Below are 25,878 nucleotides of genomic sequence, written 5' to 3'. Positions count from 1 at the left end.
AGACGCATGAGGCATGACGAAGCTTCGAAACTGTCAGGAACGACGTCCGGGCTGATGTTTCGCCTCTTCCACCGCCTCCGCTGAAAGAGGGTTTTCCGGCCATTTATGTCGTGGATAACGTCTCATAAGTTCACGTCGTACTTCAGGATACAACCGCTGCCAGAACCCGCGAAGATCCGCCGTCGTCTGCACCGCACGCTGATTTGGCCCCAACAGATGCATCACCACCGGCGTCCGCTCCGGGCCGACGCGTGGACCGTCCTCCATGCCGAAGAAGTCCTGCATGCGCGATGCAATCCACGGCGGTTTGCCCGCTTCATAATTCACCTTCACCTGCCGCCCCGCCTTCAGTTTCAGTGTCGCAGGAGCCAAATCGCGAAGACGTTGCGCCTCCAGCTTTGCCTCGATCACCGGTAGCAAATTCTCTGCGGCCCGACGCAGCTCTTCGAACGAAAACCTGTTCAGCCCAATGCAAAGTTCTTCGAGTTCCTGCTGCACATCCGGCGTCGTAAGCCCTGCAAACGCAGCACGCGCCTTAAGATTTTCTATTACCTCCGTGTCCAGAAAACGACCTATGCCCGCAGCCACAGCCTGCTCCGCCAGCAGCTTCGCGGCGCGTTCGGCGTCAGGTCGTACATCGCGCCACTCCTGCAATAGCAAGCCGTCGTAGCGTAACGATGTAACTGCTTCCACGCGCTCTGCATTGCGGTTCCATGTGAGCGCCTCTTCTTCATTCACGCGCTCCGGAAACAGATCAATCAACCAATCCGGCTCAATGCGTGAGGCCATGCGCACCAACGGCAAAGGGCGGTCACTGCGGTCTTCCGCATCCATCACGACTGCAAACTCATAAGGCAAAGCATCACCCTGTATTTCTGCGGAGCCGCCACCACTTAACAGAACCTCTTTGCCATTGCGCTTTCTGGCAACACGATCAGGAAACCCCTGTAATACAGAAAGCAGCAATGACTTATCAGAAGCGCTATGTCTCGTACCCGCAGTGACACCGGCAATGCGGCGAAGCTGCTGTTCCGTCTGCCGTACCTTTGGGTCGGGTTGCGCGGTCTGCGCATCCATTGCGGCCAGCAGATCATTGCGCTCGACTTTGCCGCCTACGCTCAACAATGCCGCAGCGGTTGCGGCCTCCGCTGCCGCGCCGCGTTCCTGTGCTGCCGCCATCATGCGTGCCAGCCGCACCGGCAGCGGATAGCGTGCAAGTTGCCGCGCCATCTCATCTTGAGCGCCGAGCCTATCCAACAATGCTTCCGCCTGCGACAACGAGGCCGCATCTGGCGGCGTGAGCCATGCAATGTCCTCTGCTCGGAGTGTTGGCTGCATGGCACGCATCGCAAGCGCCAACTCCGACAACTCGCTGCGCAGAATCTCAGGCACATCATGCCCTGCGCGTTGCGAGAAATCCATCTCAGAGTACAGACGCAAAACTTGTCCGGGCGCGGTTCTTCCAGCACGCCCTGCACGCTGTTTCGCGCTCGCCTTGCTGATTCGCTTGACCTGTAGCGTAGGCAGTCCAGTCCAAGGCGAGTGTGATGCGATACGCGCCAGACCACTATCGATGACTGCGGTAACACCGTCCACAGTGACAGAACTTTCTGCAACATTTGTGGATAGAATCAGCTTTTGTTGCGTCGATGGCCCAACCGCACGATCCTGCTCCGAAGGAGAGAGATCACCGTGCAATGGCAGCATCCATAAGCCATAGCTTTGCGCAACACCTTCGCACTCACGCATGGCCCGACGAATCTCCGCAGCGCCAGGCAGAAACACCAATGTATGACCGCGATGTTCTTGGCGCATCAATCGCTGCACGGCCATGCGCACCTGCACATACAGCGGCTCGGATGGCTGTGGCATGTATGCAATCGTCAGTGGGAACACACGTCCAGGCGCATCCATCACAGGACATCCGCCAAGAAACTCCGCAATGGGCGCAGAATCCAGTGTTGCCGACATCACCACAATCTTCAGATCGGGTCGTGTGGTTTGCTGCACGCGCCGCAGCAACGCCAGAGCAAGATCGCCATCCAGATGCCGCTCATGAAATTCGTCCAACACGACGGCGTTCACACCGCGCAACGCAGGATCGGCAATCAGGCGACGAAGGAAAATCCCCTCTGTCACAAAACGCAAGCGCGTCTTTGCACTGACCTTCTCATCAAAGCGCACCTGGTAGCCAACAGCGCCCCCCACATCTTCGCCTAACTCTTGCGCAACACGCCGCGCTGCCATGCGTGCGGGAAGACGCCGTGGCTCCAGGACAATCACGTCGCCCTGCACCACATCCAGCAACGCAGGAGGAACGCGCGTTGTCTTACCCGCGCCCGGCTCTGCCTGCAGTATCAGTGCATGTGACGAGCGTATGGCCGCAACAATCTCCGACAGCAGATCATCAATAGGCAGGTGCAATTTGCGAGAAGACAGTCCAGCGCACATTGCTAACGACGCTTGCCCTTCTTCTTGCTGCGGCTGGCTGCAATCAGATCCTTGTTCTTGCGTCGCCGTGGCTTCACACCGTCAATCGTCGCGAACTTTGCAAAGGGAGATTCATGCGACAACTGCTGCTTACCAGTCACACGCGACTTGCCGCCTTTTTTCGAAGGACGCAGCCCTTCTGTTCTCGGCGCCGTCTGCTTTTCTTTGCGTTGCGCCGTCTTACTTGTGCGTTTACTAACGAACGGCCGCGTTCCATCTTGTGGAGATGCTTCTTCTCCAGGAAGAATCGCAAATTGCAACCTGCGATTGCCGCGGTCAATGCGATCAAGCAAAACGCGCACCTGCATCCCAGGACGAATCGTCTTACCGCTCTTCGAACCGCGTATTTCGCGAGCATTTTCGCGATACGTGTAGTGGTCATCCGTAAGCGAATGAATTGGCACAAGACCTTCCACATACAGATCGTGTAACTCCACGTACGCGCCGTATTTTGTTACGGAAAGCACCATCGCGGCGAAGTCTTCGCCCACACGGTCGCTCATGAACTCAATCTTCTTCCACTCAATGAGTTCACGTTCGGCATCAGCTGCGCGACGTTCCGTTTCACTGCACTCCTGGGCAATGGCTGCAATCTCTTCGCGCGGATACGGCTCATCATAGCCTTCCGCATGGATCAGTTCGTGAGCATGAGTCGCCGCGAATCGTTGCGCGGACGACGATGCTGTTTCCTCCGGGCCGCCAAAAGCCGAAGCACCTTCTGCAAGCAATGTCTTCACTACGCGATGCACAATCAGATCGGGATAACGGCGAATGGGCGAAGTAAAGTGCGTATATGCAGGCGCAGCAAGCGCGAAGTGGCCCTCATTTTTCTCGGAATACTTCGCCTGTTTCAACGAGCGCAACATCAAGTAGCTAAGGATGCGCTCTTCAGGTCTGCCTTGTATCTTCGCTGCGAGTCGCTGATACATTTGCGGCTCTACTTCAATCTGCGCAGATACTTCATGTTCATGTGGTCTGCGACCATCACGACCTCGTTCACGTTGACGGCGCTGATCGCGACGATCCGCTTTCATGGTCAACGTCTTCACTGGCAACGCCCCAACACCAAGCGATACACCGAACGCCGCTGCTGCATCTTCAAACTCAACAATGCGTTTTGGGTCTGGCATCTCATGAATGCGATACATTGCAGGCACGCCGCTGGCTTCCATCCATCGCGCCACGCATTCATTCGCGCACAGCATGAACTCTTCAATGATGCGATTGGACCAAGCACGCTCGGCCTTGCGTACACCACGCATCGCGCCGTTCTCATCAAAATCAATCACCGGTTCCGGCAAATCGAAATCAATGGAACCACGCTTCACCCGCTTGCTGTTTAACTTTTGCGCAAGCTCCAGCATGAGCTCAAACTGCGGCACAAACTCTGTGTACTCAGCGCGCAGTTCTGCATCACCGTCGAGTATCTTCTGCACCTTCGTGTACGTCATGCGACGTGCAGAACGGATGATGCCTTCACATACTTCATACCCAAGCACATTACCGTCGCTGTCGATCGTTACGATGCAGGACAGTACCATGCGGTCCTCATCGGGCCGCAGCGAGCATTCGCCGTTTGACAATTCCTGCGGCAGCATGGGCACCGCACGATCCGGAAAGTACACGCTGTTTCCGCGCAAGCGCGCTTCCAGATCAAGGTCCGTACCATCAAGCACGTATTCTGCAACATCCGCGATGTGAACCTGTAATTCCCATGTACCGTCATCACGCTTGCGCACCAGCACGGCATCATCGAAGTCCTTTGCTGTTTCGCCATCAATGGTGACAATTGCCTCACTGCGAAAATCCTTGCGCGAGTGAAGCTCATTCTCATCCAGCGATGCAACATTCCGTAGCGCCGCATCCTGCGCCTCCGCCAATACATTCGCAGGAAATACACGCGGCAGATGATGCTTGCGAATGACGATCTCCACATCCACACCAAACGCGTCCGGTGAGCCCAGCACTTCAATCACACGACCACGCGCCGGCGAATACTCCGTGGGATATTGCGTAATCTCCACATCCACGGCAAGCCCGTGCAGATTCTGCAACGTGCCATCCCATACATGTTCTTGCGCAGTTGCCTCTGCGCCAAGCGTACGATGCGGCGTGATGGCCGCAGCCGGAAGATCATGATCGTTCTCAATGAGCACAAGATGCGACATACGCTCATCCAGCGGTGTGATGTAGCTGCCGCGATGCCGTACGTCGTCACTACGATGATCAACAACACGTCCACGCGCGCCCGCTGCATGAAAAATGCCAACAACTGTAGGATTGCGACGCGTGAGCACGCGCACAATGCGACCGCTGCGACGACCGTCACGGGAGGGAGGCGCAGGCAACACCAACACTTGGTCGCCCTGCATGGCTCCATTCAATTCGTGCGGTGGGATGAAAAGATCGCCGTCAGAAGATGCGGCCTCACTTGGACGCACAAAACCATAGCCATCACGATGCAACTGCAGCCTGCCCGCAATCAGATCCTTGCGGCTGCCTTCACGCGCATCCATGCGTTCCCGCACTCGACGCTTCAAATCATGCGCAAAGCCGCGCCGACCATCGCCAAAGCGGCTATCGTTCTTCGCACGTTCAACGTTGGTCTCCGGCAGCGCCCAGTGCTCCTGGTCGATCTTTACCAGGGCACCGCGAGCCGTCATGCGCGTGAGTTGCTCCAGCAACATGCGGCGCTCGCGACCGCCGCCCATGCCGAGTTCGCGAACCAGTTGTTTGTAGCCTGCGCGGCCTCCGGCACGCTGAATGCGCCGCAGAATCTCGCGATCCGTATGCTGATAAGGGTGACCCGGCATCTGCCTGAAGCATACGCTGAGTGCCGTCCGATTGCAGAATCCGCTAGCCCCTCCTCGCAGATACAAACAATCGTGAAGCGTTGCGGCATCACAGGAATGGCTTACTTGCGTGCGAACTGCTTCGTTTCCCCGGTGCGTCCGTTCGTCACATGCATAGCTCCATCCGCACTGATGACAACAGCCACGTTTTTCCCATCTGTGCCGGATGTATTGGCAATGAACGCCTCCGGTACGTTGTGCTCTGGGCCCTCCTGTGGCGTTTTACCGGGATTTGGCGAGCCTGCGGGTGGCGCTAGGTGAAGCTGATACAGGGCTTCCATGCGAGGCGATTTGCGAATCGTATCAATCACCGAGGTGCTGCCGCCTTTATGCGCACCGTTGTCCATGATGGCTACACGCGGCGCAATGGAGTTGATAAAGACAGGACTGCTGCTCCAATCCACACCATGATGAGAAACGATCAACAGATCGACTTGCCCGAGTTTGTTCACCGGACACACCAGCGAATACTCACGATCTGAGGTCAGATCACCCGCATCAACAATCTTCAATCCTGCAAAGCGGATCATGATGCCAAGCGACTGTCCGTTCTCCTGCGTATCCGTCGCGGGCTGCCGCACATTCACACAAAGAGGGTTCGGGGTCTTGCTTGCGGTAGAAGCGCCGGGATCATGATCCATCACCGCTCCATTGCTGCTGATAGCCACCGCGTCAAAGCCCGGAGCAGGCAGCTTATCTCCCGCCTTTACGACGAAGTGCCTGTACTTACCGGTAGCCAGCAGCTTCCGGTAATTCTCCAGAAAAGACGTGTCATTGGGATCGCTTGGGATGCGTTCGCCGTGATCCAAGAAAGCGCCAATGGGAAACCGCTCTGCAAGTTGCGGCACTCCGCCAATGTGGTCATCGTGATAATGCGTCAACAGCACCGTGTCAATGCGCGAAAGCCCCATCGCCTTCGCCGCCGCAACAATGCGGTCCGCATCGCGCCCATTGTTCTTGTCCCATCCCGTATCCACCAGCAGAGACTGCCCCGCAGGAGCAACAAACAACGTAGCCTGACCACCCTCCACATCCACAGCCGTAATACGCAACGAACTCTTCTGCGCGGTAGCACCGAAAGCCAGCGCGAAAGCAAAACAGGAAGCAACGACAGGACGAAAGATCTTCATGGCCCAACAGCATATCGCGCTATGCCTGCCATATGCATTGCGAATCGATAAATGTAGAAGGGGCCGCTTTCGCGGCCCCTTCTGGTTAGGTTCAAGTTTGGTTAGAACGTTGCTGTCAGCTGGAACTCAGTCTGACGGGGCGCACCCTGCGAGAACGTTCCTACACCGCGATACGTACGGTAGGCGGACTGCGTAGCAAAGTTGTTGGGGCCGGTCACAAAGCTCGCACCACTTGTTCCGCTGTTGACCGGTCCACCTGCGGTGGTCGTGTTCTGCAGCGTTCCAGTATAGGAGCTGAAGTTGCTGAGGTTGGCCACGTTATAAAACGCGATTTTTGGTGTGAGCGTGAGTCCCTCATGCACTTTGCTGAACCGGAAAGGATAAGAGAAGTTCACGTCCAGCGAACGGAATGCCGGATTATTATTGGCTGTTCCCGTGGGGAGCTGGGCGACAGGCTGGATGACACCCTTCAGCTGCGTGAGCTGCGAAAGGGTCATCAGGCCGGAGTTGATCACCTGCTGGCCAGCCGGAGTTACCTTTCCTGCGTAGCTACCGTTGTAGTTGGTAATGTAGCTACCAAGAGTCTTCGCCTTCACGCGATGCATATAATCGCCCTGCAACGTACCAGGGGCCAGATCGCCCGTTGTTCCGTCGCCGGTCAGATCGGTCGTGAAGATATTTCCTGCTGCCAAGCTCGAGTCGAGGATCAAGTTCGACGGGAGCGCAGAGAAGAAGTGGCCGATGAGACCAATTTCCGGTCCATACTTCGGCTTGATGTTGCCACCGAAAGAGAGTTGGTGCTTCCGGTCAAGGGTGTTACGACCGATGTACTGATTTGGGTTGTCATAATCCCATGCGCCGGTTCCAAAGAACTCATCGCTTGAGGTCATGTTCGACACAACACGAGACAGGTTATAGGACACCTGAATATTGCTGCGATCGATACCCTTCATGGGATGCGAAGCAGCCTGACGATAGACAACCTGCAGCGCATCGTAGCCCGAACGTCCCGCGGGACGGATGAGGGTACCACGGCCCAAGTCAGGGTTCACACCGGGAAAGGCAGCCGGTGTGGAACGTCCCTGCACTTTGTAGTTGTTGTAGCTGGTGTACGCATCACCATCCAGACCCTGGCTGGCAAAGGAGTTGATCGCAAACGAGGGATTAGCGTTGATAAGGCATTGCACTACAGCAATGGATGTAGCCGCCGTCGCCATACCACACGCACCCTTTGTGGTGGATGCGCTGGACAGGCGGTTGATCGCTGCGAGTGCATTCGTCTGGCTGAACGTACGGGCAGCACCTGTGTGATTGAGGTCGATAGACTGGCCGATGCGCCACGTCATATTGTGGATATAGTCAGCGCTGAGAACTGCGCCCTTGAACAGTTCGCGCTGCACGCCGAAGTTCCACTGTTCCGAAACGGGCTGCTTGTAGGTCGGTGCATATAGACCCGAAGCATTCAGCGTGTTGCCAAGATATCCACTGTTCACAACATTCGGGTTCGCCTTAGCCACAGCCTGGTAGCTCTTCTGCAGAGCTGCGAACTGCGGCGCAGACTGAGCAATCGTACGCTGGAGGCAGAGTGTCTGCAGCGGCGTACCGTCAGGGGACGTTGTCACGACGCTGCTGTCCGGAAAGAGAATCGAGGTCGACGCGCAGGCAGATGCCGGGTTGTACGACTGGACCGTCTTCAGGAGACCTGAGGCTGCATTGCCGCTGCTGTTAAAGACAACACTCTCGTAGTACAGACCGAAGCCTGCACGCAAAACGGTCTTGTGATTGCCAGGAGCATATACCAATCCGACCTGAGGTCCGAGATTGCTGTACGGCTGACGCACATTGCTTGCGGTATAGCTCGGATCGAAGAGGCTGAGCAGCGGAGTATTCGACGGCTTGCCCGAGCAGACGTAGCTTGCCGTGTTACCGACGCCGTTTACGACCGTGTCCGCACAGGTCGGCAAAGCAAAGCTATTGTTCTGGCGGTTGGTGTCAACGCTGTAGCGAAGAGCCGCTGTCACAGTGAAGCTCGGTGTAATCTTCCACGCATCGGCAACATAGAATGCGTAACGCCACGCGGGTGCACCACCACCGGGCAGACCGAATCCCGGGACGTTATTGCCATAACCGTTACCCGTGGCAATGGTTGCGGAACTGGTGTTGTAGCCGTTGAGAGGATCGCCCGGGCAGGCAGCCGCTCCCACTACGCCGCTGCATCCAAGACCAAGCGGGTTCGTAGCGTTTACCGTTCCGGAGAGCAGGTTGCTCGCAGTAGGGTTGAGACGCGGAGCCAAGCCATAGAACGCAGCATAGCCACCACCCTGCAGACGATTCAACGAGCCGCCGAAGCGGATGTTATGAGTACCACGCGTGTAGCCACCGTCATAGCGGAGCTGCTTGTCTGACTGGAACGTCGCCTGCGGAGCATTCGAGTTCGGTCCAAAGTAAAGCTGATTGCTGTAGTTGTAAGCAACCGGACCGTTAGCAGTCACGAGCGGATCGTACCCAGAGGAAGCACTACCGTCTGTGATGAGGTTGTGGAACTTTTCATAAGAACCGCGGAATGAATGCGTGAAACGGCCCTTGGAGAAGTCAGCACCGAATGCAATACCCCAGGTGTTATCACGGTTCGGATAGGAGGCGAAGCGCGTCGTTCCGCCTGCAGTGGTCGTCGAATCGACGTTGTAGTTACCACGGGCAAAATAATGGCCGCCAAACGGACCGGAGTAGTCCAGACGCACGGTGGAGTAAGTCTGGCGATAGGGGGTTCCCACTGTGGGGTACTGTGCGGCAAGCGTTGAGGACTGTCCAACTGGGTTGTTGCCGGCCGTGTTGAATACAGTTCCGAGGTTGGATGGGGACGCGCTGTTCTGCTGAATGCGCTCGGCATTGCCGAAAGCAAAGAGCTTGTCCTTGATGATCGGAAAGCCGACGCTGCCGCCATACTGGTTGCGCTGGAAGTACGGTGCAATGTGGTTGCCGTTGGCATCTGCCGTGGAGTTCGGATTGGCGTCAAGAGCGCGCTGATCCTGGAAGATGTAGAACGCTTCGCCGTGGATTGAGTTGGTGCCCGAGCGGGTCGATACGTTCACAGCGCCCTGCGAGGTAACTTCACCGGCAGCGTCCTGCGTGGAACGGTTCAACTGGAACTCGTTGATAGCGCCCTGGGACACGTTGAAGATCGTGGTTCCGACGGTCTCGTCGGTGATGTCCGCACCATCGAGGAGGATACGGGTCGTACGGCCCGAAGTGCCGTTCACAGCAATCCCCGTGTAACCCGACTTCGTTGGGTCGAAGGTGTTGCCGTTCTGCAGCTGTACACCCGGCTCAATCTGGGCCAGATCGAGGAAGTTACGGCCGTTCACAGGAAGGTTCGCAATCTGCTCGCGCGTGATTACGTCTGCCACGCCAGCCTGATCCGTGTTGACCTGAACCTCGCCGGCGGTGACTTCGATGGTTTCCGAGTTCTGGCCAACTTGGAGCTTAAAGCTGCCGGGGGTCGCGGTGCCTGTAAGAATGCGCGTTTTAACTTCTAGCTGCTGGAAGCCCGAGGCAACCACCGTAACGGTGTAGTCGCCGGGATTCAGTGGACCAACGCTGTAGAAACCGGATTTGTCAGTCGTCAGCGTTTTGGTCGTGCCCTGATCGAGGCTCTTGATCGTGATACTGGCGTCCGAAACTGCGGCGCCGGATGCATCTGTAATGGTTCCCTGAATGGCGCCACCGTTTACGGAAACGGCCTGGCCATATGCCGCGACGCAAACAACCGCCAACGGTGCCGTGAGCAAAAATTTCTTCATTTTGTACTGCCTCCTAAATACGCGGAGCCGAAGAAGGCAAAATCTCCGCGCAATGTACAGCAAAAAGGGAATCTCGCCGGAAGGCACAGACAAACGGCCTGCAGCGAGACTCTGGTTGATCTTTGTTTGCGTTAGATTGCCCTACTTTTTCCGCCCTGTCAACGCCAATAAACGCCGGTTTTTTACTTTTCTCACTTTTTCTTCACGCTACAGAAACATTCGTTCCCGGGCTTCGTCCAAGCACATCCTCAGAAAAATGCAGCAAGGAAAGGCCTAGAGCTTCCCCAAGAGCGAACAAGAGGCGAATAAAACGATAGACTGATTCCATGGATTTATCCGATCCATTTCTGAATCAGCAGCGAAGCAATCTCCCAGATCGCTTCGGGTTCCTTCATGTGGATTTGAATAGCTTTTTCGCTTCGGTGGAGCAGGAGCTACATCCTGAATATCGCGACCGCCCCATTGCCGTTGTGCCCACCTTCGCGGACACCACGGTTGCCATTGCGGCCAGTTATGAGGCAAAGGCGCTTGGCATTAAAACCGGCACGCGCGTGGCAGACATGAAACGCCTCTGCCCCGACATCATTCTGGTGGAGGGCGACCACTCCAGTTACGCCGAGTTCTCCCACAAGATTCATGACGCTGTGGACAGGATCTGTCCTGTCGCTCACGTGCCCTCCATTGATGAAGTGGCCTGCCAGTTAATCGGCCGCGAGCAGGAACCGCCACGCGCACGTCAGATCGCTCTTGATATCAAACAAGCCATCCGGGATGACGTGGGCAAGACGCTCCGTTGCTCCATTGGCATGGCCCCAAACCGTTACTTGGCAAAGATTGCCAGCGACATGCAGAAACCCGACGGCCTCATCGGTTTGTTGCCATCGCAGCTTCCGCGAGCGCTCGCTCATCTGGATCTGCGTGATCTTCCTGGTGTTGGCGCACGCACAGAACAGATGCTGCATCGCAAAGGCGTCACCACTATGACGCAGTTGCTGGATCTGAAGCGCGAAGAGATGCACAAGCTGTGGAACTCCGTGTGGGGAGACAGGCTGTATCACTGGCTTCGTGGGCACAATACAGGCGACGATGGTGCGCCCCTGCCAAGCGAGATGCAGAAGTCACTGGGACACTCGCATGTGCTTGGCCCGGAATATCGCAATCTTCAGGGCGCATGGGCCATCGCACATAAGCTGCTGCATAAGGCAGCCATGCGTCTTCGTATGGAAAAGATGTGCGCGGGTTCGCTCGCGCTGACGATTCGTTATCAGCTGACTCGCGAGCAAGCGGAACAGAAGAACAAAGTCCGCCATCATCAGAGCGGTATTAAGCACGATGGCTGGGGTATGGAAGCGCGCTTCCCCACTTGCCAGGACACGCTTACGCTGCTGGAGATGCTGCAAAAGCTATGGCAGCAACAGCCCACCGGCCCGGAGTATCAACGTCCCTTCTTCATCGGTGTCACGTTGGGCCGTCTGATCAATGAAGATGAACAGCAACCCACGCTTTTCGCCGATCCAGACAATCGCAACGAACTGAGCCGCACGCTGGACAAACTGAATCAGAAATACGGCCACACCACACTGCACTTCGCAGGCATGTTGCCCGCACGCGAAAGCGCACCCACACGCATCGCCTTCACGCAGATTCCTGTGCAATACGGCAAAGATTACATCTAGGCAGCGATTGCAGTAGCCTCATGCTCAGACATGAAGCGCCTTCTCACATTGCTCTCTGCCGTTCTTGTTGCCATACCCTGCTTCTCGCAGGCTACAGCGAATCTTTCTTCGCAGGGCTATTACGCCGATCCGGAGATTCGCATTTTCGATCATCAGTATTGGATTTACCCGACCTCTTCCAACACTGGCGAACAAAGCGACGAGAGCGCCTTCAATGCGCAGCAGAGCGAACTGCGCAAACAACATGTCGTTCACAAGGCTTACCTTTCGCAAACATCACTGGATGCGTTCTCTTCGCCGGACCTGGTGCATTGGACGAAGCATCCCCATGTCCTCAGCGTGAAGAACGTAGCGTGGGCGGCGTATGCAGTGTGGGCACCCTCCGCGATCTATCGCAATGGCAAGTACTATCTTTTCTTCGCAGCAAATGACATTCAGAAGACCGACACATTCCCCGGCGGCATTGGCGTTGCAGTTAGCAACACGCCTGGTGGTCCGTTCAAGGATGCGCTGGGCAAACCGCTCATTGGAGCATTCCAGAATGGCGCGCAACCGATCGACCCCATGGTTTTTCAGGATGACGACGGCTCGGTCTATCTCTATTACGGCGGCCAGGGTCACTGTAATGTAGCAAAACTATCCAGCGATCTGACACATGTCATTCCCATGGCCGACGGCACGCTCTACAAAGAAATCACGCCCGCGCATTACACCGAAGGCCCTTTCATGATCAAACGCAACGGTACGTATTACTTCATGTGGTCTGAGGGCGACTGGGGTAACAGCACCTATGGCGTGGCTTACGCCAAGAGCACAACTCCCACCGGCCCCTTCACATCTGCTGGGAAAATCCTTTCCACCGATCCAGCGATTGCAAATGGGCCAGGACATCATTCCGTGGTTCGCATTCCGAATTCGGATGACTGGTATATCGTCTATCACCGCCATCCGATTGGCACCGGCGACCGCAACCAACGCGTGATGGCTATCGATCGTATGCGCTTCGACAAAGACGGCAATATCGAAGCGGTAACGCTAACTAAGGATGGCCCTGGCGCGGTTACGATCTCGCGTTGACCCTGTAGAGATAACTTAGTTCCCCCTTACAGCTATCGCGATCTTGCATCTTTCGAGGAAAAAGACACTGGACCATTTTCCTGCGAAAGATGCTTGATCTTTTTTGAGACGCAAACCTATGATGCCCGGCACACGCGCGATCCCTATGCGCTGTGAGGCCAATCATGAACGTTGTAAGCAAAAACCCTGCAGGTAAGGGGTCCATGAAGACGAGAAGTGGCAGGAGTTGGATTCTGTCCACCGTGCGCATTGTTCTTCTTGCACTGTGCGCTGCTGCAATGTCTATACCGGGATGGGCACAAGACACAACCGCCACCATCCTGGGGAATGTAACGGACCCGAGCGGCGCGTCCGTTCCCAAGGCACAAGTCACCGTCACCAATACTCAGACCAACGTCTCTGTCGTTACGCAAACCACGGACTCCGGCGCATACACCGTACCAAATCTGAATCCGGGAACGTACTCCGTCACCATCAAGATGCCGGGGTTCCAAACGGCGAGCCTCGCCAATCTTGCGGTCTCGGCGGGCGACCGTCGCCGCGCAGACGCAGCACTGGCCATTGGCGCTGCCAATGAAACGGTAGAGATCACGACAACAGCGCCCGTTCTCCAGACAGATAGTTCCACCATTGGCTCCAATGTGTCGCAACGCGCCGTGCAGGATCTGCCACTGAACGGCCGCAACTACATCAACCTGGTGCAGATCACACCCGGCGCAACAGAAGCAGCGCCGAACAGCATCAACAGCGGCACACGTCCTGATGATCGCCGCCCCAGTTCTTCCATCTCCATGAACGGTCAATCGGAAACATTGAACGATCAGATGGTGGACGGCCTGGATAACAACGAACGACTGATTGCCACCATCGGCGTTCGTCCCAGCATCGACTCCATTCAGGAAGTTCGCGTTGTCACCAATACGTTCTCTGCAGACATTGGGCGTTCTGCTGGCGCGGTAGTCAACGTGATCACGAAGAGCGGCACGAATAACTTCCACGGCACGCTCTATGAGTTCTTCCGCAACGATAAGTTGAATGCCTATCCTTATCAGTTCGGCGCGACGAAGCCTGTCAATCCAGAGCTACGACAGAATCAGTTCGGCGGTAGCCTTGGTGGGCCAATCTTCAAGAACAAGGCCTTCTTCCACGGTGATGCGGAATTCTTCCGTTTAATCAAGGGCGGCCTGCCCTCACAACTCACCGTACCTACGCTGTATCAGCAACAGCATCCTGGCGATTTTTCAGATGCGATTCCAGCCAGTTGCGCCACAATTGCTGCCAGCGTTGCCGATCCCACACAAAGCCAGACCACCGGCTGCGTCTATGATCCTGATCCCACGCACATCACAGGGCTCAATGGCTATGCGGGAACGTCGATTTACCTGCGCACACCTGTCCCCGGTAACAAAATTCCCACTGGTTTTATTGATCCTGCTGGCCTTGCTTACTTCAAGCTATATCCCGCACCGAACAGCGGCACCAACGGCTACGTGGGTGTCCGCAATCAGGAACAATACTCCACCGTGTACGACGTTCGCGTCGATTACCACTTCAACGATCGGAACCTGCTCTTCGCGAAGTACATCATCAACGATGTCTACACCGTATCGCCGGGCGCTCTCCCCATATCCAACGCAAACGGCTTTGCTGTAGATCCGCAGACAGGCAACGGGTTCGGCACATCACCGCAACTCGCACGGAATGCGGCGCTAATCTACACACACACCTTCACGCCAAACCTGCTCACCACGCTGGGCGCTGCGTGGACCTATATCAACAACGCATCGTACCCACTGAACTATGGCGTCAATCCGAATACGAAGTTCGGACAGGCAAACGTAAATGTCAGTCAACTGACGTCGAGTCTTGCGGTGGCTTCGCCGACTGGCCTGACGGGCCTCGGTGGCGGAGGTAACTTCGTTCCACTGCAGGACAAGGACAACACCTATCAGATCAATGGACAGGTGATCTACAGCCGTGGCAATCATTCGTTCCGCATGGGTGCCGCGCTCATTCGCCGCAAGGCGTTGAATATTCAGGACAATCAGGGTGAAGGCGGATGGACCTTCCGTACGGGAGGCCCCGGCTTGCTGGAAGGTATCTTCTCCGCAGCCACGCGCAACAATAACTTGTATCCACCGCACTACCAGACCTGGGAACCCAGTGTGTACTTTCAGGATGACTGGCATGTTGCGAGTAACCTCACGCTGAACCTGGGTTTGCGCTATGACGTGTTCACTCCCTTCACGGAAGAGCACAACCACATCTCCAACTTTGACCCGAATTGCATCTGCATTATTCAAGCCGGTGTAAATGGCATCAGCAGAACGGCAGGTGTGCGTACCGATTTAACCAACGCAGCGCCGCGCATTGGCTTTGCCTATAATCCACGCCCGAGTACCGTACTCCGCGGAGGCTTTGGCCTGGCCTTCTTCGCCAGCAACTACGAATCTCCCACCAACCTGAAGAACACGCCGAATATCTCCATCTATGGCAACTGTTCTTCCTTCCAGGCAGCGGCCGGCACCAGTGGATGCAACACAGCATTTACTCGCTTCGCACAAGGCATGCCGCTACCGAACCAAAATCCAAGCACGACCCCCAGCACCATGGTCGGCTCGATTCCAGCCGTTGTGGACAGAGGTATGGGCTCCGGCTATCTGGAGCAATTCAACTTTGTCGTACAGCAGGACTTCAAAGGCAATGTCCTAACAGTAGCTTATGTAGGAGCTTTGGGCCGTCATCTCTCCACTGGCTTTGACATCAACCGCGCACCACCAAATACATCCGGCAGCCAGACTCTGCGTCGCTGGTACTCCACGATGCCCGGTATCACGACCGTTTCTCAGACACTTAGTTCAGGAGCATCGAGCTATCACTCGCTGCAGGCCACCTTTGAGCGTCGCTTCAGCCATGGTCTGGGTTTCAGTGCAAGCAGCACATGGGCTCACCTGCTGGACAACGCTCCAAACGTCAATGGACAAAGTGGCAACGGTGTTGGTCAGTTATTGGCGACACAACACTCTGATGACTACGGCAACGGCGATCTGGATACACGCGCTCGCATTGTCATCACTGGCAACTATGAACTGCCCTTCGGCAAGGGGGCCAGCGGTTTCCGCGGCATCGTGGAGGGTGGCTGGCATCTGAACGTACTCAATCTGTGGTCGACGGGTCTTCCCTTCACCATCCTCAATGCTTCCAACATTAGCAACACCAGCCCCGGCGGTTCTGCCGATCGCCCGAATGTTCTCAGCGATCCATTCAAAAACATTCAACGCCCCGTGGGCGGAAACGCTATCAATCCTCAGTTCTTCTCTGCCGCTGCATTCGCCGCACAGGCATCGGGAACGATTGGTAACGAACACCGCAACCAGTATCACGGGCCACACTATCGTCACTGGGACATGTCTCTCTTCAAGGACTTCCCCATATGGCGCGAAACAAAGCTGCAGTTCCGCGCGGAGGCGTTCAACATCGCGAATCAGACCAGCTTCTCCAACCCCACTTCGTCGCTGGGCACAACAGCTACGTTTGGACAACTTACATCCACGTTGCCGACCTATCTTCCTCGCACTGTCCAGTTCGCACTCAAGTACGAGTTCTAACGACACTGTGCAATACATAGCCAACGGGCTTCGAGATACATCTCGAAGCCCATTTCCTTTGCCGAATAAGCACGCACTTCGTCTCTCAGCAAAGTCCTGCTCAAGAACTCCGCAGCATCAAGTCGATACAATGACCGAATGCCCGACCGGACACAATGGCGCGCTGAGTTTCGTTCCATGTTGCAGCTTGCATGGCCGGTGGTCCTTGCGGAACTTGGCTGGATGTTGCAAGGCATTGTCGATGTAATGATGGTGGGCCGCCTTGGCCCTGTTGCCATCGGTTCCGTCGCACTGGGCAACGTACTGTTCTATGCGCCATCACTCTTTGGCCTCGGCCTGATGATGGGTTTGGACACCGTTGTCTCGCATGCCTATGGACGTGGCGATTATGATGCGTGTCATCGATGGCTGGCGCAGGCAGTCTACATTGCGCTGGTTGCCACACCGTTACTGATGTTCGTTGCATTCTGTGTTGGGCTTGGTCTTCCACACTTTGGTGTTGCAAAAGAGCTGATCGCTCCCACACTCACGTATCTGCATGTGTTGTTGCTCAGCACACTGCCGTTATTGCTGTATGCAGCAGCACGTCGTTATTTGCAGGCAGTCGGTGAAGTGCGTGTGATCACGCTGACCTTTCTTGCGGCGAACCTGCTGAATTGGGCAGGCAACGAAGTCCTCATCTACGGACACTTCGGTATACCTGCGATGGGTGTTGCTGGATCAGCACTCTCCACGGTGTTCTCTCGCATCGTCATGGCCGCTTCACTCTTTGCATTTGCATGGCGCTATGAACGCAAACGCGGCCATCCCCTGTTCGAACATTGGGCAAGGCCGGTGATGCGCGAGATACGTGAACTGCTACGTCTTGGCTTGCCCGCCGCAGGACAATTTGTATTGGAGGTCGGCGCATTTGGTGCAACCGCAGTGCTTGCAGGAACGTTATCGCCTGTTGCGTTGGCTGCGCACGAGATTGCACTGAATTACGCCGCTCTGGCGTTCATGGTGCCGCTCGGCATCAGTTCTGCCGCTTCTATTGCAGTGGGTCATGCCGTGGGAGCGAAAGACTGGCAAAAAGCGCGCCGTTCCGGCATGTTTTCGCTGCTTCTCGGGATCTGTTTCATGATGCTCGTTTCGCTGACATTCCTCAGTGTCCCACGTGCACTCGTGTCCATGTACACACACGACGCTGCAGTTACGCGCACCGCCCTCCCTCTATTCGTGACGGCTGCCGCGTTCGCGGTCTTTGACGGCATACAAATCGTTTCCAGCGGAGCGCTGCGTGGTCTGGGCGATACCAAAACCGCACTCTGGTCGCATCTGTGCAGCTACTACATTGTGGGCCTGCCACTGGGTGCGCTGCTCTGCTTCCACTTCCATCTTGGCGTGCTCGGCCTGTGGATTGGCCTCACCTGCGCATTGATTACGGCCTCTGTCGTGCTTCTGTCTGCATGGCTTCGGCGAGCAGCAAAAACGCCCGCCGAAGCGGGCGCATTGCCGTAAGCTTTCTTAACTATTTTTCCAAATCACCCTTCGGGCAATTTGCGGACGCATTGATGGGATTGCAGCGCGCCACCACATTGTTCGGCAGCGTGACCACAAAATGCCCGGGCCACTTCGCGGGTTCCGATGCGAAGTAATCCGTGCTGATGATCTGCGCTCCACTGCGAAGGTCCTTGTCGCGCACCGATGTGTCATTCGTCCGCGCCTGTTCCGTATCCGCATCGGAACGCGTACGCACTAGAACTCCCTGCCTTACCAGGTCGTTCATGTGTTCTTCCGTACCAGAGTTCTCTTCGGTAAACGCCGCTTCCGGTGTGCCGGGGACTGCGTTCGGAAAGATCACACGGCCTTTCAAAGCCGGATGACCTTCCACATACACCGGCGTAAGAGCGCGATTATCCAGCAGGAACAGGATCTTCCCACGGGATTGCTCCAGCGTTGGCCATCCACCCGCAGCAATGGCTTCCGGCATGGTGGCATACTTGCCGCGCACCTGGTCCGGCGTGATGAGCTTGTTCGCCGGCACGATGGATCGCAGTTCCGCATCCAGTTCATCGAACACCGCAGGCGTAAACGGCTCAGGTGTAACTGCGCCCGGCAAGTCAGCGTGCGGCTTGCCGTACTTCCCTTCAAGAAGAATGAAGATAGGAATGTGATTGGGATGCGCATTCGACCACGTCAGCACCGTGTTGATGCACTCGCGCAGTGTGATGCAGCTACTGTGCTGGTCAATGTCCTGCACGTGCATGACCTTGAAACCGGGCTTATCCATCTGCCCATCCGTGTTGTACGGCTCGGGCGGGAAGCCCATTCCTTCAATCACCTTCGCAGCAGCTGGGTGCGAATACAGACCGCCCTTGCTATCCGCGTAGATGTCGATCTCCAGCTGACGCACGCCAGCGTCAAGCTGCGTGGGGATCGGCTTATGTTCATAATCCAGGCCGCGCAACGACTTGGGATTCTTCGCCGCCAGCAACGCCTTCACACCCGGCGTCAGGCCAACGTGATAGCTGTTATGACTGCCAATAATCTGAATCTGATTGATGCGCACATCGTTCTTACCCTGCGCCAGCATCATTGCCGCTGCACTCAGCAGCAGTGCAAATTTCCGCATTTCAAATAACTCCTCTTCGCCAGACAAGCATACGCGCCGATGGTTTCATCGGCGCGTACGTCTGGGATGGTGTGTAACTCGCAGTTAGAAAATGATCTTCGCCGCGAGCTGCAGTTGACGCGCAGGATAAGCACTGGTGATTGTGCCGAAGCTGCTGCCACCGAAGGTGCTGTTTGCCGCAGCGTAGTTCACCTTGTTCAACACGTTGAAGGCTTCTGCACGGAAGTCAAACTTCGATGCTTCATTCCAGAGCGAGAAGGCCTTATGCAGACCAAGATCGGCCTGATAGAAGGCATTCGAACGTCCAAGGTTACGTGAAGCAGTTCCCCACGGGCTTGTGGTGGGTGTGGAGAACGCAGCGGAGTTGAATACACCCGTTACAGTTGTGGCTGTCTTCGTGCGCGAACCGTAAATCGGCACGCCGACATTGCGATTCGGACGATAGGTGTACAGATCGGTTCCGAACAGAGACGATCCGCTGGAGAGCGAGTAGTTGATGTTGATCGGCGCACCGCTGGTCATGTTGTTGATCAGAGTAAGCTGCCATCCACCCAATACTTCATCTACCAGCTTGTTCGCGTTGCTGCCGAAGCGACGTCCACGACCATACGGCAAGTCATACACGATGGAGAGTGTATCGGCCAGCGGCTGATCGTAACCGGATGGGCCGTAGTCCATGCTCGGGTTCGCATAGTTCACACGGCTGTTGTCGCCATTCGAAGTCTCGAGGTGGCCGCCAGAGAGATCGAAGTCGCGGCTCCAGGTGAATGCATTCAGAAGATACAGGCCAACCTTCGTCCGCTTTTCCACCTTGAACTGCATTGAGTTGTAGTTTGTGCTGCCACCACCCCACGCAATTTCAATATCGCCGAAACCCTGCACCGGACGACGCGCTGCCAGGTTTCCGCAGGTGCTGCCAACGCAGGGTGTCGCCTGGTTGTAGTCTGCAAGGATCTGGAAGTGCGTACCCTTGTTGCCAACGTAGCTGAGGTCCATCAGCCAGCCATTACCAAGCTGCTGTTGTACACCCAGGAAGTAGCTCTGCAGATATCCGGTCTGGAAGTTCTTCGGGATATAGCGCGATGTTACGTTCGCCGGATTGAAGTATGCCGGTGTGGTGAGCACATTGCTGTAGCCCTGCTGCGTCTGACGGAAGCAGTTTGACTGCAACTGCGTGTCGTTGGTGCAAAGCGCAGCTGCCGTCGGGGCCACCTGCGAAATGCTGGCATTCACAACGTTCGGACCGTTGTAGGTCAGGTTATTTTCACCACCGGCACGGTTCCACTGCGTATAGCCGATACCGTAGCCACCACGCATAACCGTCTTGGGCGACATCTGATACGCAAAGCCGAGACGCGGTCCGAAGTTCTTCTTCGGCGTGTTCACCAGCGCGCGATCATAGATGCTGCCGTTCTTTGCCTGCACCAGAGTCTTGGTGGAAGGATCGAAGTTGGCCAGCTTGTTGTCGCGCTCCCACTGCGGCGTGACGATCTCATAGCGCAGACCAGCATTGATGGTCAGTTGCGGAGTGAGCTTGATGTCGTCCTGCACGTACATGAAGTTGTAGCGCTGACGCAGATTCACAATGGCATACGTCGTTAGCGAATAAGACGAACGGTTACCGAAGAGGAAGTCCGCCAGGTTCTGCGCCTGCTGCAACTGCGACGACAGCGTTGGATTGCCGCTCGTCACCGTAGTGTTTACAGGGTTGCCATTCTTTGAGTACTGACCTGCGTAGTTGTCCTGGCCGTAGCTCGGGTTGAAGTCGTTCAGTTCCGTGTGAATCTCCTGGAACTCATAACCGAACTTCACACTGTGCTTACCCTTGACGATGGTGTAGTTCACCTTCGGGTTGAAGATCATCGGGTTCTGGAACTGCGGATTCGACGACTGTGCGCCAAACTGCGAATATCCCGTAACCGACTGCGCATTCAAAGAACGCACAATACGCGGATCCGTGGGCAGACCATCGGTAATGCCACTCTGCACCAGGATGGACTGCTGGCCTACGTTGACCGGGAACTTCTGGCCAATGTTGCGGGACCAGCCAAAGCGAGCATCCAACAGCTGCGACGGTGTAACTGCCCAGGTAACACCACCCATGATGTTCTTGTTGCGGATGGTTACGTTGCCGTTGCTGTTACCACCTGCAAGGCCCGTGATACCCGGCGGATCGTAAATGTAGCCACGGTGCTGGCTATAGCGCGCGAAGATAGAAATCTTCTGATTGAAAGTGTGATCCAGGCGGAAGTCACCCTTGTCGTCATTGATGATGCCGCGCGGCGCAATCACGAAGTTGTTTGATAGGCCCGCCACGTTGGTCGTGGGAAGAGCCGCAACAACGTTGCGTGCAAACGTTGTCCACTGTGCCTGCGGAATGCTGCCCAGGAAGGTGCGTCCGGTGATCGGATCCTGAAGCGGGATGGCGTTGTTCGGGTTGGACGTATCGTCGTTCAGATAGAACAATCCATTCCGCTGATTGTTCGTAAGGATCGTGGATGCTGTCGATGCGTTGTTGAAGATCTGACGCACGCCTTCATAGTCGCCAAAGAAGAAGGTGTGATCCTTCCAGATGTAACCACCCAGCGTGCCACCAAACTGGTTGCGGATGAACTTGGGCTTGGTTTGTCCCGGCGCAAGGAATGGCCCGGTCGCATTGAACATCGTGTTGCGGACATAGTCCCATGCACGACCGTGGAACTGGTTCGTACCGCGACGAACCGCAGCGTTGATCACTGCGCCAACCTGACGGCCGAACTCTGCGGAGTAATTGTTAGTCTCCACACGGAATTCGTCCACTGCGTCCGGCGAAGGAGCAATGTTTTCGTTCGCGAAGCCCTGGTTCGACGTGCCGTAGTTGTTGTTATCCAGACCGTCCAGCAGGAAGTTGTTAAAGGCAGAACGGATTCCGTTCACGTTGAACGAAGCTTCACGGCTGCTGGTGGTGCCGTTGTTCTCAAGCGCAGACTTACGCACACCGGTGGAGAGCAGCGTCAGATCGGCATACGAACGACCGTTCAACGGCAGGTTCTCAACTTCGCGAGTTCCAATGAGCTGACTCTTCGAGCTGTTTTCGGTTTCCAGCAGCGATGCAGCAGCAGTAACTTCTACCGTGTCAGAAGCCGAGCCCGGCTTCAGAGCAAGATCCACACGCTGGCGAGCATTCACGTTCAGGGCGAAGACGCCACTATCGGAGCGCGAGAAGCCGCCGGCCTCAGCAGTCACGCGATAGTCACCGATCTTGACGCTGGGAAATTCGAACTTGCCCTCGCCATCGGCCTTACGGGTAACGGTCACGCTGGTTTCTACGTTCGTCAGCGAGACGGTGGCATTGGGGATAGAAGCACCTGCGCTGTCACGGACATAACCGATGACTGCGCCGGAATCGAACTGTGCGGCAGCTGGGAGAGAGAAGACAACCGCGCTGGCCGCAAGAAGCGGAAGCATGGTGATGCGATTTGGGCGCAAGAGAAACTCCTGAAAATTCCGGTTTCGTCCAGACTCTCAGTTAGCGGTAACGGAACGGTTTCAGGAGTGTTACAAATCCATGAATGAACCGGCCCATACTGTTGCATGAGAGGGGGAGGACGGTCCCCGAACAGGCCGCGTACACAACAGCCTTCCGGGAAGCGCCGGACAGTGTAGCGCATTCCGTATAGGGATGGCACCCAGAATATGTCGCCATATGTCGCACCTGCGCCAGAAGTGCAAACTGTGCCCCGATCACAGGAGCCGGAACGCCTTCGGTGTAGCCTGATGCTGCGCATGAAGTTACGCAACGACAGGATTGACCCCGGCACCCAGCCCGCCACCGAACTCATCTTTGGGGAGTGGTATCCCGCTATGCGGTCGGAGGGGCTGGCGAGGGGTAAGAGTACGACGCTCCTGCTGCTGGGGGTTCCTCTGTTGGTGGGGCGGAAGAACGATGGCAGTATCTTTGCCATGCGTGACCTTTGCCCCCATCGGGGTATTCCGCTCTCTGCGGGGTGGTTCGATGGGGAGACCGTCCAGTGCAAGTACCACGGCTGGCGGTTTGAGCCCTGCGGTGGGCAGTGCGTCGAGATCCCGTCGCTTACCCAGATCGACACATTGGAGCCCACCAGGATCTATGCCGGCGCTTATCCGTGCCGTGAGGTGGATGGCTACGCCTGGGTCTATCTGCCCGAAGCGGGTTCGGGGCGCATTACGGATGAGACCGATCTGCCGCCCGTGCCTGAGGTACCCAAGTTCTCCGGGAAGTTCCGTAGTGCGCATCTGCAGGCTGACCTGCCGTGCAATGTGGATCACGGCATCATTGGCCTGATGGATCCGGCGCACGGACCGTTTGTGCATCGTGCCTGGTGGTGGCGCAGCGCTGCCTCCATCCATGAGAAGACCAAGCACTTTGAACCCATTCCGGACGGCTTCCGCATGGCCTCGCATGCACCCAGCAAGAACTCCGCGCCCTACAAGCTGCTTGGGGTTTACGGCAGCGATGTGACGACGACCATCGACTTCGTCCTGCCGAACCGTCGCTATGAGGTGATCCGTGCGGGTAACAAGTGGTTTGCCTCTCTGACCACTGTTACGCCAGTGACGCCTTCTACCTGCCGCATTGATGTGATGGCGTGCTGGAACATCTTCTACAGCGTTCCGCTGGTGCCGACGATTGCCAGCTACTTCGGAGCCAAGTTCGTGCAGCAGGACCAGGAGACGATGGTGGAACAGGCCGAAGGCCTGCGCTTCCGCCCGGCGATGATGCTGATCGACGATGCGGACAAGCCTGCCAAGTGGTACTTCGCCCTGAAGCAGCGCAGGCTCACCGGCAAGGGCGAGCATCCGCTGACCGGGCCGGTCGATCTGCACTGGCGCAGTTAGCTACTGGATTGTCACACCCTTGATGGTGATCGGCGTAATCGGACGGTTGTGGCCGTTGCGTGGGACGCGGGCGATGTCGTGCACTGCCTTTACCGTGGCTTCGTCGCACTGGCCGAAGATGGTGAACTTGTCGTTCAGGTTGGGTGAGGGTGCGTCGGTGATGAACCAGCTTGTGTCGTTCTTGGTGGGGCCGCTGTTAGCCATGGCGAGTCGGCCTGGGCGGTCGAAGGTCAGGTTCGGCGCGGTCTCGATGTTGTAGCTGAAGCCTGCGTCTTCCGCTCCGTTGGGATAATCCTGCTGCTGCACCATGAAGTCCGGGATCACGCGGTTGATGTGCAGGCCGTTGTAATACGGCTTCTTTGTGGTGACATGCGTCGTCGGATTCGTCCACTCGCGTTTGCCTTCTGCGAGTTCCGTGAATGTGGCCACTGCGATTGGCGCCTGCTCTTTATAAAGCTTGCAGGTGAGTGTTCCGGCGGTGGTGTCTATGGTGGCGGTAGGGCCGGTGGGGTCTGGGGTGGGGATGTTGGAGGGTTGGGGTGGTACGGGTTGTGGCACTACCTTCTTCGGGTCCCATTCGGGTGCTACAGGAGGCATCGGTTCGCCGGGCTGCACGATGGTGAGCTTGTTGATGGCTATGGCCTTCGTGGTGCGGTTGCCTACTTCCAGCATGGCGTGGGAGATCTTCTCTGCCACGGCGACGCCTGCGTCATCGCACTGCCCGAAGATGGCTCCGCGATGTCCCTTGTCGAACTCGTCATCCGCGTGGAGCGTGATGAGGTAGAAGGAGGAGTTGATCTCGCCTGCGTGCGTGGCCATGGCGAGGCGACCCGGGCGGTCAAAGGTGACGCCGGGAATCTTCTCCTCGGGGATGGAGCCGTTGGCATCACCCTCGCCGCCGCCGTAGCGGTCGCCGCCGCGGATGCCGTCGGGAATACCGGCGATTGCCGTGCCGTCGTAGAACGGGGTGTTGTGGATGACGGTGAGGTTGAGGTGATCGTGCCAGTCCTTCTTACCCTCGGCAAGGTCGGTGAAGTTCTGGACCGTCTTCGGCGCCTGCTTTGCGTATAAGCGGCAGGCGATGCGGCCCATCGAGGTGTCGAAGACTGCGGTTGGACCTGTGGGTTCCGGGCCGCGCGCGGCTGACTTGTGCGTCTGCGCGTGGAGACTGATGCCAGAAAGGGTTGCGAGGAGAACGAGGCCGAGAAACCGCATGTCTTCTGGAGTATCACAAACCTCCCAGATTACTGAGGCGTGAGGGGGTACCCCCCTCCCCCTTGTTTTTCTAAAATCGTCTTTCTAAACGGTTTATGGATTTAGTGGCTGTAAAATCGTCTTCCTATTGGGGTTAGGGGCAAAATCGTCTTTCTGAAGCCTTTAGCCGTTAGCTTTTCGCGTTTAGCTATTCCCCTTGTTTCTATTTTAGTTGTTCGCCGGAAATTACATGCCAACTCTATTTCTTTTGGTTTGTTGGGTTTGGGTGGTTTTGGGGCTTGACAGCATTTATACGGTTCTGGAAGAGCGGCCAGCCATGGTTGTTCCGTGGGCGCGCGGGGTTGGCGTTATGCTCCTGTTTATTTTGGTGACCGCGCGGATTTGTGGCTGGGCTTTCACGGCAGGGCTAAAGCCCTGCCCTTCCGAGTGCTTCGTACCGTTCTCGACGCTTCGCGTGATCGCGCTTTGCGCGATGCCAGTTTCGCTTCGAGAGCCTGGGGCGACCGGTTGTTTGGCTGTTGATGCGGTTTTGGTTTCCTGCGGCGTTGTAGTGGGTTGA

The 25,878-nt window shown here is 56.5% G+C and carries 13 protein-coding genes; 5 read left to right on the top strand and 8 right to left on the bottom strand.

The window, feature by feature from the left end:
• Positions 1-33: 33 nt before the first annotated feature.
• From hrpB to JAO32_RS02980, 4 genes are all read right to left on the bottom strand, one after another.
• A complete protein-coding gene (gene hrpB / locus JAO32_RS02995; RefSeq protein WP_334237345.1) occupies positions 34-2,451 on the bottom strand; it encodes an ATP-dependent helicase HrpB in 2,418 nt (805 codons plus the stop codon).
• A gap of 2 nt (positions 2,452-2,453) precedes the next feature.
• The gene (locus JAO32_RS02990) at positions 2,454-5,303 is read right to left on the bottom strand and encodes a ribonuclease R family protein (RefSeq protein ID WP_334237343.1); all 2,850 of its coding nucleotides are present in this window, start codon (positions 5,301-5,303) and stop codon (positions 2,454-2,456) included.
• Between the two features lie 101 nt (positions 5,304-5,404).
• Complete coding sequence (locus tag JAO32_RS02985; protein ID WP_334237341.1) at positions 5,405-6,472, bottom strand: ComEC/Rec2 family competence protein; 1,068 nt, start codon at positions 6,470-6,472, stop codon at positions 5,405-5,407.
• A gap of 101 nt (positions 6,473-6,573) precedes the next feature.
• Positions 6,574-10,272: a TonB-dependent receptor gene (locus JAO32_RS02980; RefSeq protein WP_334237339.1), complete on the bottom strand. Its 3,699-nt coding sequence runs from the start codon at positions 10,270-10,272 to the stop codon at positions 6,574-6,576.
• Positions 10,273-10,598: 326 nt separating this feature from the next.
• On the opposite strand from JAO32_RS02980, the gene JAO32_RS02975 reads away from it, so the two are divergent.
• The 4 genes from JAO32_RS02975 to JAO32_RS02960 all read left to right on the top strand — a co-directional run bounded on the left by JAO32_RS02975 (position 10,599) and on the right by JAO32_RS02960 (position 18,133).
• Entirely contained in the window at positions 10,599-11,948 is a 1,350-nt protein-coding gene (locus JAO32_RS02975) for a DNA polymerase Y family protein (protein ID WP_334237337.1), read from the top strand.
• Between the two features lie 30 nt (positions 11,949-11,978).
• Positions 11,979-13,025: a glycoside hydrolase family 43 protein gene (locus JAO32_RS02970; protein WP_334237335.1), complete on the top strand. Its 1,047-nt coding sequence runs from the start codon at positions 11,979-11,981 to the stop codon at positions 13,023-13,025.
• Positions 13,026-13,228: 203 nt separating this feature from the next.
• On the top strand, positions 13,229-16,633 hold the full coding sequence (locus JAO32_RS02965; protein ID WP_334237333.1) for a TonB-dependent receptor: 3,405 nt from the start codon (positions 13,229-13,231) through the stop codon (positions 16,631-16,633).
• Positions 16,634-16,771: 138 nt separating this feature from the next.
• Complete coding sequence (locus JAO32_RS02960) at positions 16,772-18,133, top strand: MATE family efflux transporter (protein WP_334237331.1); 1,362 nt, start codon at positions 16,772-16,774, stop codon at positions 18,131-18,133.
• A gap of 10 nt (positions 18,134-18,143) precedes the next feature.
• Here the strand turns inward: JAO32_RS02960 and JAO32_RS02955 are convergent, their stop codons facing one another.
• Both JAO32_RS02955 and JAO32_RS02950 read right to left on the bottom strand, forming a co-directional pair.
• Entirely contained in the window at positions 18,144-19,247 is a 1,104-nt protein-coding gene (locus JAO32_RS02955) for a phosphatidylinositol-specific phospholipase C1-like protein (protein WP_334237329.1), read from the bottom strand.
• 84 nt (positions 19,248-19,331) lie between these two features.
• Entirely contained in the window at positions 19,332-22,715 is a 3,384-nt protein-coding gene (locus JAO32_RS02950) for a TonB-dependent receptor (RefSeq protein WP_334237327.1), read from the bottom strand.
• A 297-nt stretch (positions 22,716-23,012) separates the two neighbouring features.
• On the opposite strand from JAO32_RS02950, the gene JAO32_RS02945 reads away from it, so the two are divergent.
• Positions 23,013-24,104: a Rieske 2Fe-2S domain-containing protein gene (locus JAO32_RS02945; protein WP_334237325.1), complete on the top strand. Its 1,092-nt coding sequence runs from the start codon at positions 23,013-23,015 to the stop codon at positions 24,102-24,104.
• Here the strand turns inward: JAO32_RS02945 and JAO32_RS02940 are convergent, their stop codons facing one another.
• Together JAO32_RS02940 and JAO32_RS02935 are read right to left on the bottom strand one after the other, a co-directional pair.
• Positions 24,105-25,319: a peptidylprolyl isomerase gene (locus JAO32_RS02940; RefSeq protein WP_334237324.1), complete on the bottom strand. Its 1,215-nt coding sequence runs from the start codon at positions 25,317-25,319 to the stop codon at positions 24,105-24,107. It lies immediately after the preceding gene.
• 288 nt (positions 25,320-25,607) lie between these two features.
• Positions 25,608-25,878 (bottom strand): hypothetical protein (locus tag JAO32_RS02935; RefSeq protein WP_334237321.1); only part of this gene is annotated, 271 nt, incomplete at its 5' end.

It is taken from the genome of Terriglobus sp. ADX1 (assembly GCF_036877645.1).
Taxonomy (GTDB): domain Bacteria; phylum Acidobacteriota; class Terriglobia; order Terriglobales; family Acidobacteriaceae; genus Terriglobus.
This window is presented reverse-complemented; position numbering and strand designations above follow the sequence as displayed.